The sequence below is a fragment of the Shewanella septentrionalis genome (assembly GCF_025370265.1).
In the GTDB taxonomy this organism is placed as follows: Bacteria; Pseudomonadota; Gammaproteobacteria; order Enterobacterales; family Shewanellaceae; genus Shewanella; species Shewanella hafniensis.
Genome location: NZ_JAMTCC010000017.1, coordinates 71,824 through 88,919, shown reverse-complemented (window position 1 = coordinate 88,919; position 17,096 = coordinate 71,824). Strand labels below are relative to the sequence as shown.

The 17,096-nt window shown below is 47.0% G+C and carries 13 protein-coding genes and 1 pseudogene; 5 read left to right on the top strand and 9 right to left on the bottom strand.

Annotated features, from left to right (window positions below; translation table 11 throughout):
• Positions 1–277: 277 nt before the first annotated feature.
• Both NE536_RS11645 and NE536_RS11640 read right to left on the bottom strand, forming a co-directional pair.
• Positions 278–772: an NUDIX hydrolase gene (locus tag NE536_RS11645; RefSeq protein ID WP_261272783.1), complete on the bottom strand. Its 495-nt coding sequence runs from the start codon at positions 770–772 to the stop codon at positions 278–280.
• Between the two features lie 67 nt (positions 773–839).
• On the bottom strand, positions 840–1,625 hold the full coding sequence (locus tag NE536_RS11640) for an rRNA large subunit pseudouridine synthase E (RefSeq protein ID WP_261272782.1): 786 nt from the start codon (positions 1,623–1,625) through the stop codon (positions 840–842).
• A gap of 343 nt (positions 1,626–1,968) precedes the next feature.
• On the opposite strand from NE536_RS11640, the gene NE536_RS11635 reads away from it, so the two are divergent.
• Positions 1,969–4,194: an NADP-dependent isocitrate dehydrogenase gene (locus NE536_RS11635; RefSeq protein WP_261272781.1), complete on the top strand. Its 2,226-nt coding sequence runs from the start codon at positions 1,969–1,971 to the stop codon at positions 4,192–4,194.
• 322 nt (positions 4,195–4,516) lie between these two features.
• On the opposite strand, the gene cspD is transcribed toward NE536_RS11635, so the two are convergent.
• Positions 4,517–4,723, bottom strand: a complete 207-nt coding sequence (gene cspD, locus NE536_RS11630; protein ID WP_006081937.1) for a cold shock domain-containing protein CspD — start codon at positions 4,721–4,723, stop codon at positions 4,517–4,519.
• Between the two features lie 194 nt (positions 4,724–4,917).
• Here cspD and clpS point away from each other — a divergent pair, with 194 nt between their 5' ends.
• Both clpS and clpA read left to right on the top strand, forming a co-directional pair.
• Positions 4,918–5,226, top strand: a complete 309-nt coding sequence (gene clpS / locus NE536_RS11625; RefSeq protein WP_006081936.1) for an ATP-dependent Clp protease adapter ClpS — start codon at positions 4,918–4,920, stop codon at positions 5,224–5,226.
• 43 nt (positions 5,227–5,269) lie between these two features.
• A complete protein-coding gene (gene clpA / locus NE536_RS11620; protein ID WP_261272780.1) occupies positions 5,270–7,537 on the top strand; it encodes an ATP-dependent Clp protease ATP-binding subunit ClpA in 2,268 nt (755 codons plus the stop codon).
• A 116-nt stretch (positions 7,538–7,653) separates the two neighbouring features.
• Here clpA and infA read toward each other — a convergent pair whose 3' ends face one another.
• The 3 genes from infA to aat all read right to left on the bottom strand — a co-directional run bounded on the left by infA (position 7,654) and on the right by aat (position 9,365).
• Positions 7,654–7,872: a translation initiation factor IF-1 gene (gene infA / locus NE536_RS11615; RefSeq protein ID WP_006081934.1), complete on the bottom strand. Its 219-nt coding sequence runs from the start codon at positions 7,870–7,872 to the stop codon at positions 7,654–7,656.
• 82 nt (positions 7,873–7,954) lie between these two features.
• A complete protein-coding gene (locus NE536_RS11610) occupies positions 7,955–8,665 on the bottom strand; it encodes an arginyltransferase (protein WP_006081933.1) in 711 nt (236 codons plus the stop codon).
• Entirely contained in the window at positions 8,652–9,365 is a 714-nt protein-coding gene (gene aat / locus NE536_RS11605) for a leucyl/phenylalanyl-tRNA--protein transferase (RefSeq protein WP_261272779.1), read from the bottom strand. Before aat ends, NE536_RS11610 begins: the two co-directional genes overlap by 14 nt.
• A 54-nt stretch (positions 9,366–9,419) precedes the next feature.
• On the opposite strand from aat, the gene NE536_RS11600 reads away from it, so the two are divergent.
• Positions 9,420–9,890, top strand: coding sequence for an outer membrane lipoprotein (locus NE536_RS11600; RefSeq protein ID WP_261272778.1), 471 nt, complete (start codon positions 9,420–9,422; stop codon positions 9,888–9,890).
• A 70-nt stretch (positions 9,891–9,960) separates the two neighbouring features.
• A complete protein-coding gene (locus NE536_RS11595) occupies positions 9,961–10,713 on the top strand; it encodes a Nif3-like dinuclear metal center hexameric protein (protein WP_261272777.1) in 753 nt (250 codons plus the stop codon).
• Between the two features lie 76 nt (positions 10,714–10,789).
• Here the strand turns inward: NE536_RS11595 and NE536_RS11590 are convergent.
• The 3 genes and pseudogenes from NE536_RS11590 to NE536_RS11580 form a co-directional block, all read right to left on the bottom strand.
• Positions 10,790–11,065, bottom strand: a pseudogene (locus tag NE536_RS11590) (IS4 family transposase); the annotation flags it as partial.
• 58 nt (positions 11,066–11,123) lie between these two features.
• Positions 11,124–15,149 (bottom strand): autotransporter assembly complex protein TamB, encoded by a 4,026-nt coding sequence (tamB, locus tag NE536_RS11585; RefSeq protein ID WP_261272776.1) that lies wholly within the window; start codon positions 15,147–15,149, stop codon positions 11,124–11,126.
• Complete coding sequence (locus NE536_RS11580; protein ID WP_261272775.1) at positions 15,146–16,999, bottom strand: autotransporter assembly complex protein TamA; 1,854 nt, start codon at positions 16,997–16,999, stop codon at positions 15,146–15,148. Before NE536_RS11580 ends, tamB begins: the two co-directional genes overlap by 4 nt.
• Positions 17,000–17,096 lie beyond the last annotated feature (97 nt).

The following is a 17,096-nucleotide window of genomic DNA, read 5'->3' as shown; positions in this document are numbered from 1 at the left end:
TCCTAAAAACCATTGAGTATGTGTGTTGGCTAGGTTGTTGAAGTTAAGCCGCGACATTGAGCGCGTAACAAAAGTGCCTAACCTAGCTTAAAAAATATGGGCTAGCGTTAAATCCAAGCTAACTTAAAAGCTAATTTAAAAATCTGGGTGTAGTGCGAGCGGTCAGTAGACTCGTATTTACGGCCTACTGTGCAGTCTACTATTTAGCCACGTAGAGGCCGATAGGCACTAGCACATGCATAAGTTTAACAAGCAGTTTATGCGGGGCGGTATTCTATCACGCCTTACTCGCTTGGGCTATCGCGAGGCGGTCACTATTGAGTAAGGAGAGGGGATAAGTTTGGCCCTGTTGTGCGTTATTAAGATAGTCTTTTAGGCAATCGAGCACTAAGGGGCTGCGCAGTAAAGATGACTTGGCTTCTATCTGTGCAAAACTCAGCCAGTGCGCACTGTGGATAGCCTTGTCCTGCGGTGCAGGTGAGGGCGTATCATCTAACTGTACGAAGAAGGTAAAGCGCACAAAGGCTAAGTCTTCACTGGCGCTAAATTGATAGATGCCGACGAGTCCTTGGGGGTTAAATGATAACCCCGTTTCCTCAAACACTTCACGCTCACAGGCTTGGATTAAGCTTTCATTCGCTTCTAAGTGACCCGCTGGCTGATTAAAGCGCTGCTCGCCATCAATCCACTCTTCCACCATCAGATACTTATCCTGTGAAGTCGCATGAATAATACAAGCGACGGTCACATTGGGTTTATATCGTTGACTCATAGTGCCTCCTTTGAGTGGACATGGTGCCACTTATTAGTGGCGTTGAGCGCAGAAACTTGGCTGAAAGTTAGACTTCATCACCGAGGCGAATGCATTTATGCTCACCCGATGGCAAATTATCTAGACTCCATTGGCCTATTTTATAACGGATTAATCTTAAGGTCGGGAAACCAATATGCGCTGTCATGCGTCTGACTTGGCGGTTACGGCCTTCATGAATTTGGATTTCTAGCCAAGTCGTCGGGATATTTTTGCGTTCTCTCACTGGCGGATTACGCGGCCCAATATCGGGTGAGTCCATGATTTTGACTTTAGCAGGCAGCGTCATACCATCATTTAATTCAACACCTTGGCGCAGTTTTGTCAGTGCATCTTCCGTCGGCACGCCTTCTACTTGCACCCAATAGGTTTTAAATGTTTTCTTTTTTGGTTCTGTCAGTCTTGCCTGTAATTGACCGTCATTGGTCAGCAGCAACAAGCCCTCACTGTCTCTGTCTAAGCGGCCTGCGGCATACACGTCAGCAATGGGAATATAGTCTTTTAGGGTTTTACGACCTTGTTCATCGGTAAACTGGCAAAGTACATCAAAAGGCTTATTAAACAGCACGATAATCGGTGCGAGCGTTTGGCTCTGCACCGGTTTTGCCGCCGCAATTGCGCGTCGATTAGGATTTTTAAAGGGTTCTTTCTTTAAACTGCCATTGGCATTACGTGCTGGCGCCACTTTGCTATCTACGGCGGTAGCGCGGTTGACAGGGCCTCTGCTCGCGGGCTTAGCGGGTTTAATCGTGCTCTTGGCTGGGGAACTGGTACTGGAATTGGCACTTTTAGGTGGAAACTTGTTCTTGTTCATACTTTTGCTAACAGGAGGTTGAGACACGCTTACCTGACTTGATTGAGTCGTTAATGTGGTCATAGTGTACTTGGCATTCGCCGTTAGTGGAATTTGAATATTATTGCGAATGCTCTATGATGTCGGCCAGAAAATGTGATCTGTGCCTAAATGTTTATTAGGTTTTAATGAGTCGTTGTAACAAATTTTAGCTTGCGCGCAAAGGCAGAAGGGCATTGAGAATGTGGAAGATTAAGGTGGATTCGATTGCCTTGATTGATATTTTCACTGTGCTCAGATTTGTTCGCCATGCTATAAAATTATTATAAAAAATATTAAATTTTACAATAATGTAGGATGTAACATGAAAGATAACTCATCAACAATTATTTACACTGAAACAGACGAAGCGCCAGCACTGGCCACCCTCTCACTCTTACCTATTATCAGAACCTTTACCGACGCCGCGGGCGTTGCGGTTGAAACCCGTGATATCTCGTTATCGGGCCGTATTATTGCCAGTTTCCCTGAGAAGCTGACCGAAGCACAAAAGATTGGCGATCATCTGACTGAGCTTGGCGAGTTAGCGAATCAGCCAGAAGCGAACATCATCAAGTTACCGAATATCAGTGCTTCAATTCCACAATTAAAAGCCTGTATCCTTGAACTGCAGCAAAAAGGTTACGACATCCCTAATTATCCGGATGAGCCAAAAACCGACGCTGAAAAGTCAATCAAAACACGTTACGACAAGATCAAAGGCAGTGCGGTAAACCCAGTACTGCGTGAAGGTAACTCAGATCGCCGCGCGCCATTATCGGTGAAAAACTTCGCCAAGAAAAACCCGCATTCAATGGGTAAATGGGCTACAGATTCTAAGTCTCACGTTGCTCACATGACCGACGGCGATTTCTACGGCAGCGAGCAGTCAGTGACTTTATCTGATGCGGGCAGCGTGAATATCGTGCTGACGCAAAAAGATGGCCAAGAAGTGGTGCTCAAGTCCGGTCTTAAGCTGCTGGCTGGCGAAATTATCGATGCTGCGGTATTGAGTAAAAAAGCCTTAGTGAGCTTCTATGAGCGTGAAATCGAAAACGCCAAAGCAGAAGATGTGCTGTTATCGCTGCATCTGAAAGCCACTATGATGAAAGTGTCTGATCCTATTATGTTTGGTCACGCTGTGAAGGTATTCTTCAAGCCAGTATTTGACAAACATGCGGCGCTTTTCGCTGAATTAGGCGTAGATGTTAACAATGGTTTTGGTGATGTTTATGCCAAGATCGCGACATTACCTGCCGATAGCCGCGCCGAAGTTGAAGCCGATATCGCCGCCGTTTACGCTGCACGTCCCGCATTGGCTATGGTTGATTCTGACAAAGGTATCACCAACTTACACGTGCCAAGCGACATCATTATCGATGCGTCTATGCCTGCTGCGATTCGTTCATCTGGCCAAATGTGGGGGCCAGATGGTCAACTGCATGACACTAAAGCTATGATCCCAGATCGTTGCTATGCCGGTATCTACCAAGAAACGATTGCCTTCTGTAAAGAGCACGGCGCTTTTGATCCTAAAACCATGGGCAGCGTGCCAAACGTGGGCTTGATGGCGCAAAAAGCCGAAGAGTACGGCAGCCACGATAAAACCTTTGAAATGCCAGCTGACGGTGTGGTTAACGTTGTCGATGCCAGCGGTAAGGTATTGATGAGCCACAATGTGGAAGCGGGCGATATCTGGAGAATGTGCCAAGTTAAAGACGCACCTATCCGTGATTGGGTCAAACTGGCCGTGCGCCGTGCCCGTTTAAGCAATACTCCAGCGGTATTCTGGTTAGATAGCAAACGTGCCCACGATGCGCAAATCATTGCAAAAGTGCAGCAGTATCTGCCAGAGCATGACACTGATGGCTTAGATATCAGCATCATGTCTCCAGAAGACGCAACGCGTTTGTCTTTGGCTCGCATCAAAGAAGGCAAAGATACCATTTCAGTTACGGGTAACGTTTTACGTGACTACCTGACTGACTTGTTCCCCATCCTTGAGCTAGGCACCAGTGCCAAAATGCTGTCAATCGTTCCGTTAATGAACGGTGGTGGTCTATTTGAAACTGGCGCGGGCGGTAGTGCACCTAAGCACGTGCAACAGGTTGAGAAAGAAGGTCACTTACGTTGGGATTCACTCGGTGAATTCTTGGCTCTGGCGGCGTCTCTTGAGCATTTAAGCCAAACTGTCGGTAATCCAAAAGCCCAAGTGTTAGCTGATACCTTAGATCAAGCCATTGGCCAATTCTTAGATAGCAACAAATCGCCATCAAGAAGAGTCGGTGAGTTAGATAACCGTGGCAGCCATTTCTACTTAGCCATGTACTGGGCACAAGCCTTAGCCGCGCAAACGGGCGATGAGCAGTTACAAGCTCACTTCATTCCGTTAGCGCATGCGTTGGCCGCAAATGAGCAAGTGATTGTGGCTGAATTAGCGACGGCACAAGGTGCACCAGTTGATTTAGGCGGTTACTACCGTTTAGATGCGGTTAAGGCTGAAAAAGCCATGCGCCCAAGCGAGACGTTAAACAAGCTGTTGATTGCTTAATCTCGTGAGTGTTAGCTTTTGGATGGGGTGCGCATCAGTGTGGGCCATCAAAGTTGATGTAAAGTTGTAAGTCATTAGACTGATTTTAAAAAGGGATCTACATGGCAGATCCCTTTTTTATGCCCTAAATTTACTGTCGAGACTGGTGATGAAATTTTTTTGTGGGGATGCTATGGGTGAGGGACTGCGATTGATCTTGAATTAAATTCATGCGTAATGATGATGAGCGATGGAGCATTAAGTGCCGAGGATTGATAAAACACGCAGCAATAAAAAGGCAGGGACAAGTCCCTGCCTTTTAGATCATTGGCCTCACCAAACGTTATTTTGTTGGTGAAATGGCTGAAGCGTGCATCCCTTTTGGACCGGCTTCTACTTCAAATTGAACGGGTTGGCCTGCTTTTAGAGTTCGATAGCCTTCCATTTCAATGGTAGAATAGTGTGCAAAAACGTCCTCACCACCTTGATCAGGGCAAATAAACCCGAATCCTTTGGCGTTGTTGAACCATTTAACAGTTCCGCTTGCCATACTTCCACTTCCTTCTGTTGTCTACTTACCAGTAAGATAGTAAAACCTGTATAGACGGGTATTCTTTCACCGTCTGCACAACAGAATGTAAGGAGTAAAAGCGGAAGTCAAGCTAAAATTAACAAAGGGGTAACAACTGATTAATTTGAACGGATCAATTGGAAGAGGCCAACACGAGAGGCTAGTATTAAAAAATGGCAAAGATAGGAAATATTGAACACGTTGAAGAACGTGTCGAATCAGAGTTAATGCCGCCTTCGATGTACAAGGTGGTACTCAATAATGATGATTACACCCCAATGGATTTTGTGATTGAAGTTTTGCAGGTTTTCTTTCGCAAGAACGAGCAGGAAGCGACTGATATCATGTTGACTATCCATCACCAAGGAAAAGGTATTTGCGGTATTTTCCCGTTTGGGATTGCAGAAACTAAGGTGATACAAGTAAATCAATTTGCAAGACAAAACCAACATCCGTTACTGTGTTCGTTAGAGAAAGCGTAAAACCGCTTTACTCTGTAGTCTGTTGTTAATTTTGGGGGTGCTTATGCTGAACAAAGACCTGGAAGTCACCTTAAATCTGGCGTTTCAGCAAGCCAGAGACGCGCGTCACGAGTATATGACAGTGGAACATCTGTTATTAGCTCTGATCGACAATCCTGCGGCTCAAGAAGCGTTAATCGCCTGTGGAGCGAATCTAGATAAACTCAGAGATGAAGTGGCAAGCTTTATCCAACAAACAACCCCAATCATTGCCGATATTGATGATGACAAAGAAACTCAGCCGACGCTTGGGTTCCAGCGAGTGCTGCAACGGGCAGTATTCCATGTGCAGTCATCGGGTCGCAATGAAGTGAACGGCGCTAACGTGTTAGTCGCCATTTTCAGTGAGCAAGAATCCCAAGCCGTGTATTTACTGCGCCGCTGCGACATTAGTCGCCTCGATGTAGTGAATTTTATTTCCCATGGTTTCGCCAAAAATGATGATGCTGAGTCACATCAAGATCAAGAACGTGTTGAAGATCAGGGCGAAGGCAGCGAAGAGCGCAGTATGTTGTCGCAATTTGCGTCCAACTTAAATCAACTTGCTAAGCAAGGGATCATCGACCCACTGATTGGTCGCGATCAAGAAATCGAGCGCGCGATTCAAACCCTGTGCCGTCGCCGTAAAAATAATCCACTGTTAGTGGGTGAGGCGGGTGTAGGTAAAACGGCGATTGCCGAAGGGTTGGCGTATCGCATCGTCAATAAACAAGTGCCCGATGTGATGCTTGAAGCCACAGTGTATTCCTTGGATTTAGGTTCACTGCTGGCGGGAACTAAGTATCGCGGCGACTTTGAAAAGCGCTTTAAGAACCTGTTAAAAGAACTGGCGGCTGATAAGCATGCCATCCTATTCATCGATGAGATCCATACCATTATCGGTGCGGGCGCGGCCTCAGGCGGCGTAATGGATGCCTCTAATCTGCTGAAACCTTTACTATCTAGCGGTAACTTGCGCTGCATGGGCTCGACAACTTTCCAAGAATATCAAAGTATTTTTGAGAAAGACCGCGCACTTGCACGTCGTTTCCAAAAGGTGGATATCAATGAGCCTTCAGTGGAAGAAACCACTAAGATTTTGATGGGGCTTAAGTCTAAATACGAAGAATATCATGGGGTTCGTTATACTCAGGCCGCGATCAGCTGCGCTGCAGTATTGTCGGCCAAGCACATCAACGACAGGCATTTACCCGATAAAGCCATCGATGTGATTGATGAAGCGGGTGCGCGTATGGTGATGCTGCCTATGAGCAAACGTAAAAAGACCATAGGCCAGGCCGAGATTGAGTCGATTGTGGCGAAAATGGCACGTATCCCTGAGAAGTCGGTATCCGCTACTGATAAGGACTTACTGCGTAACCTTGAGCGTAACCTTAAGATGGTGGTCTTTGGCCAAGATAAGGCCATTGAGAGTCTGAGTTCGGCCATTCGCTTATCGCGCAGTGGCTTAGGCACAGACAGGAAACCTGTGGGTAGCTTCTTATTCGCGGGTCCCACCGGTGTGGGTAAAACCGAAGTCACTAACCAACTGGCCAACTGTTTGGGGATGAAACTGGTGCGCTTTGATATGTCTGAGTACATGGAAAGCCATACAGTGTCACGCTTGATTGGTGCGCCTCCTGGATATGTGGGTTATGACCAAGGTGGCTTGCTCACCGATGCTGTGATTAAAAATCCGCACTGTGTGGTGCTATTGGATGAAATCGAGAAGGCCCACCGCGATGTCTATAACTTGCTGTTGCAGGTGATGGATCACGGTACTTTGACCGATAATAATGGTCGTAAGGCTGACTTCAGACACGTGACTTTGGTGATGACAACGAACGCGGGTGTTCAGGAGACTATTCGTAAGTCGATTGGCTTTACCCAACAAGATCACACTCAAGATGCGTTATCTGAAATTAATCGGGTATTTTCGCCAGAATTTCGAAATCGTCTCGATTCCATCATTTGGTTCAACCATTTGGATATGACGATTATCGCCAAAGTGGTCGATAAATTCTTGGTGGAATTGCAGGCTCAATTGGATGCAAAACACGTTACTTTGGATGTCAGCGACGAAGCCAGAACCTTGTTGGCCGAGAAAGGCTACGACAAGAACATGGGCGCGCGTCCAATGGCTCGGGTGGTGACCGAATTGATCAAACGTCCATTGGCAGACGAGATCTTATTTGGTGTCTTAGAGTCAGGCGGTGTGGCGCATGTGGATGTGAAGGAGGGCGAGCTTGTCATTCGTACCGAACGTCACGAAAAAGCGACAACAAAAGCTTAACGCTTGATTATCCATTAGTTTTAGACATAAAAATGGCTGCAATTGCAGCCATTTTTTTCATCTTTCGCAAACAAAAAAACCCGGCCTTGCCGGGTTTTTAAATCTAAGAGGCTATATCAGCGTGCGCGGAAGACAATGCGACCTTTGGTCAGATCATAAGGAGTCAGCTGGACGGTAACTTTATCGCCAGTAAGGATCCGGATGTAGTTTTTGCGCATTTTGCCTGAAATGTGGGCTATCACCACATGACCATTTTCAAGCTCTACACGAAACATTGTGTTTGGCAAGGTTTCAAGGATAGTGCCTTGCATTTCAATGTTGTCTTCTTTCGCCATTAATTAATTATCCCATTAGCCTTCGAATATAAAAAACGGGCGTATCATGCCCCAAATTCACCCTGCTGTAAAGGGGAAGTACTTAGCAAACTTGGGAATACTCCCAGCCCGTCGGTGTGAGAATTTGATATGGGCGATATAAACGCTTGTAGGACATCTTACGGTTTTCATCTATTTGATATCCGAGATAAACAAATTCTTTGTCCATCAGTTTTGCCAATCGGCACTGAATTAAAATTAACAGGGCGCCGAGGGAACGCTGTTCTTCGTCGGGGTCAAAATAGCTGTAAATCGCCGACAGACTATTGGGTAAGGTATCTGTGACCGCGACGGCTAATAATTTATCGCCGTTATAGACTTCGATAAACGTCGGCGGCAACCAATGGCAAAAAAGAAAGTGATTATATTGATCTTCACTCGGGGGGAACATAGGGCCATCAAAATGTCGCTCACGAATGTAATGTTCATACAGGGCATATTGTTCGGCGGTTTGTTCCGATGTAATTCGCCAGGTCAGATCTTGGTTTTTGGCTAAGGTCCGTTTTTGGCGTTTCGATGGCACAAACTCATGCGCTGGCACACGAATAGGCTGGCACGCGCTGCACCTTGGGCAACGGGGTTTATAGATGGAGCCGCCACTGCGGCGAAAACCCACCGCGAGTAAACGCTCAAATAAAATGGGATCGAGCGTATCTTCTTGGATGACAAGTAGCTGCTCCTGCTGGCCATCGAGGTAGCTGCAGGGAAATATTTGACTGATACCGATAGCGATCGATGCTTTACTCGAGTTCAAGGATGACCTCTTTAGTGGTCCAAGTCGTTGGGTCCACGGGATTGTTTCTCAGTTCGCTCAGTAACGTTATAAAATCAATGCGTTTAATGGCTTTGGCTCCCAAACTTTCTAGGTGAGGATTCATCACTTGTGCATCGATGAGTTTGAATCCCATTTTGAGTAAATGCTGTTGCAGCGCTGCAACGGCGGCCTTTGACGCATTGGTTTTACGGTGAAACATGGATTCGCCGCAAAACACTTGGCCGATTGCTAAGCCGTAAAGCCCACCGATTAAACGTTCGCCTTCCCAGACTTCAATGGAATGGGCGTGACCTGTGTGATGCAGTTCGCGATAGGCCATTTGAATTTCTTGGGTGATCCAAGTGCCGCTCTGTTTTTCTCTTGGCTGCGCACATCCCGCCATCACATCGGTGAAAGCGTGATCGATTGTGATCCGCCAAGGTTGTTTTTTTAAGTATTTCCGCAAACTTGTGCTGATGTGTACGTCACCGGGAATAAACACGGCGCGGGGATCGGGCGACCACCACAAAATAGGATCATCTGAGTTAAACCAAGGAAAAATACCGTTGTAGTAAGCCGAGAGTAAGCGCTCAGGACGTAAGTCGCCGCCGATAGCCAATAACCCATTAGGATCAGTTAAGGCGAGTTCGGGTGAAGGAAAAGCTTCAAATTCGTGATTCAGAAAAGACAGTGACTTCACAATTGAGTATGATTTAGTTATAGACCTTATTATTAAGTTAGCGGAAATTCAGATATGTGGAAACCTACTCTAGCAAGCTTTATGTTTATTTTTGCGTTTATCCTCAGCCCCGCGAGTGCGGGTTATGACCGTAATCAAGCCGTGCCTGTCGAGAAAGTGCTCTATGGCGATATCACTTCGGTACGTAATATCACTGAAACCCAGCTGATTGAAGACCGTAATCGAGGTTGGAAAACCTTTGGTGGCGCCTTAGCGGGTGGGGTGATTGGTAATCAGTTTGGTGGCGGTTCTGGCCGTGATGTAGCAACCATTTTAGGCGCTTTGATTGGTGGCAGTATTGGTAATCGTTATGGCAGTGGCACGAGCGTGCAGTCATTGAAGCTGGTTGAATTGATGATCAATCAAGAAGATGGCACCCAAGTTATGGTGATCCAAGACTATGATGCTGGCATGGTACTCAATGCGGGTGACAGAGTACGTGTCGTCTACCTGCAAGGTGGTGTGCGTGTTGATATCGCGATGTAAGCGATTGTCTTATTTTGATTAAGTCGCCATTTTCAGTAAATGAACATCTTGAGTAAAGGACGGTAATGCAATGACACGGACAGAATTAACCCAATATTTAGCCGATTTTTTACATGTATCGGCGTTTAAAGATTACGCTCCCAATGGGCTGCAAATAGAAGGCAAGGATGAGATCCGCACCATAGTGACGGGCGTGACTGCGTGTCAGGCCTTGATCGATGAAGCGATTCGATTAAACGCCGATGCGATTTTGGTCCATCACGGCTTTTTTTGGAAGAATGAGCCTGAAGTGATCACTGGCATGAAACAACGCCGGATTAAGGCACTGCTCAAGCATGATATAAATTTATTTGGCTATCATTTACCCTTAGATGCCCACCCAATGCTGGGTAATAACGCGACGTTGGGCAGGCAGCTTGGGATCGTCGACGCAGAAGCCATCGAAGAGGTGGCTCAGGGGCTGCTGTGGCGTGGAAAACTTGATCTTGCGGTTAGTGCTAGCGATTTTTCTCACACCCTTGAGGATGCGTTAGGCAGAGCCCCACTGCATATAGGTGATGGCGATGCCAAGATCCAACATTTAGCTTGGTGTACTGGCGGCGCGCAGGATTATATCGATATTGCGGCTAATTTAGGTGTGGATGCGTTTATCAGTGGCGAAGTCTCCGAACGCACTTTTCACAGTGCGGTGGAGCAGGGCATACATTATTTTGCGGCGGGGCACCATGCGACCGAACGTTTTGGGATTCAAGCCTTAGGCCGTCATCTCGCCCGCGAGTTTGATTTAGTGCACCATTTTGTGGATATCACTAATCCGGTCTAATCCATTAATTAAGCGGCTTATGATGACTATCTAACCGTTTATCCTAAACGAAAGGCGAGCATGGCTCTAATGCCGTTCACTTAAGAGTGGACGGTATTTTCTTTGGTCTAAGCGGAAACTTGTGTTTGCTCATTTTAAGGACTCGTGGATAAGCCCTTTCCCGTTTACCATCCAACTTAAATTGCCGTGCATTGCGTTCTATATCCAATACGTCTCTCGGGACATTCCCCGGTGTTTGTGATGGCAGTTGTGTCAACTTGAAGATGATATAACTCGCCGCATCCCGAAAACTCAGTTGATTGGGGTGGACCGATGGCAAGCTTTTAGCCATCAGCAACATCTTATATCTAATGCTTGCCTTACGTTCGAACAACCTTATAGTCCAATCGTTTACGAGCCCGCTAGCCTTGCTACTTGATATTAAAGTTGTAATAGATATCAAGAGATTGCCCTAAAGTACCCGATACGGTTTCGAGATAAAGCTGTGAGAGCAGGTAATATCTGACCGTCATCTCATAGCCAGGGTTAAACACGCCTACCCCGTATTTCACCATCAAGTTCTCGCCGATAAAGCCACTGATCGCCACACGGCCTTCATCGTTGGTGTCGAGTTGCACGTTAGAGAAACCAAACTCTTCTATTAATCCGGTCGCGGTATTACCTATATTATTTATTGCGCCGCCGCCCACCTGCGAGCCTAAACCTAAGGCCGCGCCCATCATCAACGAGTTATTTTGCTCATTGTTGGCACTGTTAAAACCACTGCCTTTAATAATGTAAGACAAGATTTCAGCCTGCTCTTTTGCGGGGTTGGAGAACAGTGTCACCACAGGGCGGGCGGGAGTGCCAGTAACGCGCACACCCGCGACTAAGTCTTCACTCTTAATCTCGCGTATTGCCTCAATATTTAAGTTTGGCACTGACGTTGGCCCCACAAACTGCACTTCGCCGGTACGGATTTTTAGGGTTTGGCCCATAAATTTGTAACTGCCCTGATTGACCTTGATATTACCGAAGAGCAAAGGCGGGCGGAACGCTTGTTGTTGCAGCTTTAAGGTTCCTTGCAGCTTACCTTTGAGACCCATGCCATCAATCCTGAGCTCGTTGCCTACACTGATATTCAGATCGGCCACGACGGCATAGGGGCTGGTTTTAGGTTGCATAGCGGCAATGGAATCGTCAAAGACCACGTCTTCTGAGGTGGCGATACCGCCTTCTGCTAATGGCACAATTTTAATATTACCAGAAGGGACTGCAATTTTTCCTTTTACTGCCAGTTGCTTACTATTGAAGCTTAAGTTGATATCGGGTGAAACATCGAGGATAGCCAGTGGCGGTTGGATCACGGCGAGCTTATCGCCTTCGAGGGCTAATTCGCCACTAAATTGACCTTGGGGCCATTGCAGTTGACCATTTACCCTGCCCAAACCATTACCCATCATCCAGCGGCCTTTGAGCTGGGCTTGTTGACCCGCGAACGACATAGACAGGTCAATTTTGTCTATGAGTGTTGGGTTTGCTGTCAGGGCTAAGGCGCCCTCCGTTAAGGCCATGCTTCCCGATACTTCTGGTGCCTCTAGACTGCCCGCAAAGTTAAGCTGACTGGTGAGTAAGCCTTGTACCGTATTGAGTTGTGGGAAAAATTCTCCCAGTGGTTGTAAGTTGATTTGCTTGATATTGGCATAACCAGAGAGCGAGCGGTCTGGGGTGACATTGACGTTGATTTCACTCTGCCAACTGGCCACGCCTTCAGATTCAAAATTTAATACTGTTGCCAGCCGTTTAGCATCTAAGGTCGCCAGCAATGACAAATGTTGGTAATTAATGGTGACTTCACGATTCTTATCCCGTTTGAGCATGATACTGCCAGGAGCAAAATCAAAGTCTACATCGGCTGTCGGTTTACGACCCGCTGCCCAAGCAAAATTGGCTAACAATGAGGCGGGGCCATCCCAGCGCATATTCGTTGGCAATATCGGTACGAGTAATTGCCCTGGATTACCCGAATAGCTCACCTGCGCGCTGCCTTTTTTGCCTATGGCCGTCTCACTGTTTAGACAAATACGGCTGTTCGGATTCATGAGACAAAACGGTGTGATGCTGCCCTGATTTTTGTTTTGGTCCCAAGCGAGATTAATGACGTTGTCGAGCTGCCATAGGCCAACGGGGGTATTGAGATTTAAACGTTCAACATCGAGCCGTAGCCGTGACTTTTTCACATCGTATTGACTGCTCACTGTGGTATCGAGGCCAAGATCGCCAGTGGCATTCAGGGTCAGCTTTTGAGCGTCAATCGTGCCTTTCGCCCCGAGCGTCACAGTATCTACATTCTGATCCGCAATCTGTAAGGCTTTCGATTTCAGCGAGATAGCAAATTCATGTTGTTCTAGCGGCTTGTAATAGGCCTTTAAGTTGGATTCTCGCAGCTTAATATTTTGATAAAACAGTTCAGCGAGTTGGGCGGTGAGTTCAACTTGTGGGTGCTTCTCATCCCCTGTGACATTAATTTGCGCTTGCAATTGGCCGCTGGCCTTAGGCAACCACAGACCGAAGTCGGGCACTTGCAGCTCACCCTGTAGATCCCAATTGGCGTTAGCTTCGCCTTTGAGTGTCAGAGTTGAGCCCAGTACTTTGGCGTTCAACCCCTTAGCACTGACATACAGGGAATCATTCACATTGATATCCCCTGTGATATCGAAGGGATAACCTTGCAGAGTGCCCGTGAGTTCTGTGTCGTTCAGGGAGACTTGCCAGCGAGGATCAGCAAATGAGCCTTGAGTGTGTAATTTTCCTGAAATCAAACTGTCCGGTAGACCTGTTGCTGTTTGCGCCGTATCCGTTTGTGGTAGTTGTATTTCCTGCATTTTGACGTCATTGAGCCAGATATTGGCGTTCCAGCGAATGGCTTTTTGATAATCGAGTTCGCCCGTGAGCTTGACCTGACCAATCGCGCCCGTTGCATCAAGATTATTAATGGTTAACTTCGCATCTTGATGCTGAAGGCTAGTGTCTATGGCGAGTACTTTGTGAAACGGCGTCGTCAGCTGGCCTTTAAGGCTTGCCTCTTGACGATTGAGATCGCCTTGACTTTCCAGTGCCACATCACTGACTGAGTACTGAGGGCTTTTTAGCGGCCACTGCAGCCGTGTCTGTTCAAGTTTTACCTTGTAGGGCAGCTTAGGATCGCGAAGCGTTATCTGCCCATCTAGCTTGAAGTCGGCATCGCCCTTGGCGACAGCGTTGACTTGTAGTTGCCCTAAGCTTTGGCTCAGCTTTACATCTAAGGCTTGGTGAGTCAGTTCGGGTAATTCGGCTAATTGGTTAAGGGTGAGGTTGGCTTCTAAATCGAGTGGATAATCTTTATCGAGCGTTAAGCTACCTATGATGTCCGCACTGCCATCTGTATGGCTGATGGCAAGATGATCTAAGGTCAATTGATACTCGCGGAAACGACCTTGCAGCTCGGCATGACTAAAGACATCTTTACGATCGCCGATTTGCAGCGTGGTGTTATCTAATGTCAGTGCATTAACCGTCACAGGAAAAGGCATAAACACTTGTGGCAAGTGCGCTAGGGCCCATTCAGCATTATTGTCTTTTACGGGCTTGTCTTTTGCCGGCGAGTTGGCCGATGGATCAGGTGTTGCATTGGTTGTTGTGCTGGCCGTTGCGTTAGGTGTCGTACTCGCGGCTATGTCGGCGTTAGAAGCCGTCGTTGTCGCTGCTTGGTTCGTTTGTGCGGCATCGGTTGATGTGGGGATCAGCACGAACAATCCTTCACTGGAAAGCTGCTTAACCGACAAGCCTTCGGCAAACCAATTTGCCTCTGCGTTAAGGCGATTGGCCGTAAATTGCATCTCATCCACTTGGATATTCACAGCGTTGAGTTCAGCAGAATCTAACTCAATATCAAAGGGTAATTGCAGCTCGCTGGGCTCTTCATCGAGCGGCGCTATCGGGGTTTCGTTTGTGTCGGCAGACAGGGCTAAGGTATCAATAGTGACATCGACTTTGGCTGCAGATAAGCCATTAACACATAAACGTTTTTGTAGTAAACAGGCGGGTTGCCAGAGTAAATGCAGATCCTCAAGTTGCACCTTGATGCCAGCCATAGACCAAGACGCATGGGACAGGGCTAAGTCTTTATTAATGGAGCCTGAGGTGTAAGTGAGATCAAGATCGGGCACAAACTGATCGGCTAAGCCTACTGTGATGCGCGAGCCAAACTCAGTGCCGAGTAATAGGGCGATTAATACTAAAAGCCCTAATGGCACATAGATGATAATCCGAGTCCAGAGTTTGAACTGTCGCCACAGTTTTTGAATGAATGACACAGATTGAGTGACAGAGGTCGCAATGGCTTCAGTGACTTCGGTGATAGGGCTGTCTATTGCGTCTTGCTCTGTTGGCTTATTATGCTCTGGGGGCTGGTTCATAGATCGGTCCCCATGGTCAGGTGAATACGCCATGATCTTTCAATGGTATCGGTTTCTTTCAATCCAACCCCTAAATCCAGTTTGATTGGGCCGATGGGGGAGATCCAATGGATACCGCCACCGACAGAGACAACAGGTTCAAATTGATTATTATCGAAGGCGTTACCCGCATCGATAAAAGTACCGACCCGCCAAGTGGGGGTTACATAATATTGATATTCTAAACTGCCGACCATTAAATAGCGGCCACCTATGACCTCGCGATTGGTTTTGCCATCATCTGCGACATAATCTAAATAGGGCCCCAATTCTTGATAACCATAACCCCGTACACTTTGATCACCACCGGCAAAATAGCGCAGCGAAGGCGGGATAGAAGCCAGATCATTCTCGTTGGCTAAGTTGGCGGCTAAATCGATACGCGCAACAATCCTGTGATTGTCGAAGAAGGTATCAATCCACTTAAATTTGGCTTGAAGGCGCGCTAAGCGGGTTTCTGAGCCTAAATTGGGATCGGCATAATCTAGGCTGTAAATCTGCCTGAAACCAGACTTAGGATCGAGTGAATTATCCCCCCGCGTTGTTCGCGAAAAGTTGATCCCAGCCAGATAAAACGACGGCATATAATCGACATCAGACTGGGTGTATTCTTCGCGAATAGCCTCAAGTGAATAATTCATTAGCCACTGATTTTCGAGTCTTTGTTGGCGCAATAGTCCAATAAGGTATTTAGTCGATTCAAGCTGACCTGTGTTACTAAAATCGCGATTCTCGGCGTCATACACTTGGGTCACACCGTATTTATCCCGCAGTAAACCGACGCGGATTTTTAATTGATCATCTAAGGGATGTGTCAAGGGGATAGTATAAGTGGTTAATAACTTTGGTCTATCCGGTGACCATTCGAGGCTGGTTTCCTGTGAATGGCCGTATTTATTGATTTGTGGCGTGCGCCAAGTGACGCGCACCCTTGGGTCGAAAGCTTGGTCTGTCTTACCAATATCACCACCAAAACCGAGCTCAATAGCGTGGCTTGCCTTAGGGGTTAATTCGACCAGCACCGGAATATGACTGTCTTCGACGCCGTCGATTTGCGGGATCACTTTGATATTGGCGAAATAGCCCGTATCTAATAACTGGCGATTCAGCGCGCTCACACGGCGGGTTGAATATGAAGCACCTGCCTTAAAAGGGATAAGATCTTCTAAGATTTCAGGTTCTAAACTATGGCCTTCGAAGCTGACTTGGCCAAATTTATAACGTTTACCAGAGTCAAAATGTAAACTTACCTGCGCGGTATTAATGTCGCGGTTAACTTTAATCTGTGATTCCGTAAATTCACCATCGAAGTAACCTCGGGCTAAAGCTAAGGTGACCAGCTGCGATTTGACGTCGCTATATACACCGTGGTTTAGCACATCGCCAGGCTTTAAGTTGACCTTAGCCAGCCATTGATCGAAGGCGCGATCATCAAGCATTTCACCACTGAAGTTAATATCGACCCATTGCACTATGGTCGGTTCGCCAGCAGTGATCTCCAGTTTCAGTTCCCAAGGGCCCTTATCATGTTCCGTCAGTTTTTCTTCCACTTCACCATGGTAGTAACCCATGGATTCTAAGGCTGTGCTGACATTGTCTTCGACATTAAACAGAAAGGCACGGCGCTGCACCTCGGACTCGGGTAAGGTGCCTAAGTGCGCAACTATGTTACGTTGCAGAGCTTCATTCACGCCTGAGACAGACAATTTAATAAATTCATCTGCCGCCGCAGCGACGGATGTGACTGAAATCAGACTCAGAAATAAGCAAAAACGAAAATAATGTGAGGTGATTTGCAAAAATGGCTGCACTTTATAGTCCCTGTGATGTGGCATCATTGTCGCCAGAATAAAACCAACAGGCAAGGAGATGATTGAAATTACACGATGAAATGGGTACAAAGGACGC

Coding starts and splice junctions, on each gene's coding strand:
- infA (WP_006081934.1), bottom strand. CDS start 7,872: ATGGCGAAAGAAGACAACATTGAAATGCAAGGCACTATCCTTGAAACC.
- NE536_RS11600 (WP_261272778.1), top strand. CDS start 9,420: ATGTGGAAACCTACTCTAGCAAGCTTTATGTTTATTTTTGCGTTTATC.
- NE536_RS11640 (WP_261272782.1), bottom strand. CDS start 1,625: ATGAACAAGAACAAGTTTCCACCTAAAAGTGCCAATTCCAGTACCAGT.
- cspD (WP_006081937.1), bottom strand. CDS start 4,723: ATGGCAAGCGGAACTGTTAAATGGTTCAACAACGCCAAAGGATTCGGG.
- clpA (WP_261272780.1), top strand. CDS start 5,270: ATGCTGAACAAAGACCTGGAAGTCACCTTAAATCTGGCGTTTCAGCAA.
- NE536_RS11635 (WP_261272781.1), top strand. CDS start 1,969: ATGAAAGATAACTCATCAACAATTATTTACACTGAAACAGACGAAGCG.
- NE536_RS11645 (WP_261272783.1), bottom strand. CDS start 772: ATGAGTCAACGATATAAACCCAATGTGACCGTCGCTTGTATTATTCAT.
- tamB (WP_261272776.1), bottom strand. CDS start 15,149: ATGAACCAGCCCCCAGAGCATAATAAGCCAACAGAGCAAGACGCAATA.
- NE536_RS11595 (WP_261272777.1), top strand. CDS start 9,961: ATGACACGGACAGAATTAACCCAATATTTAGCCGATTTTTTACATGTA.
- clpS (WP_006081936.1), top strand. CDS start 4,918: ATGGCAAAGATAGGAAATATTGAACACGTTGAAGAACGTGTCGAATCA.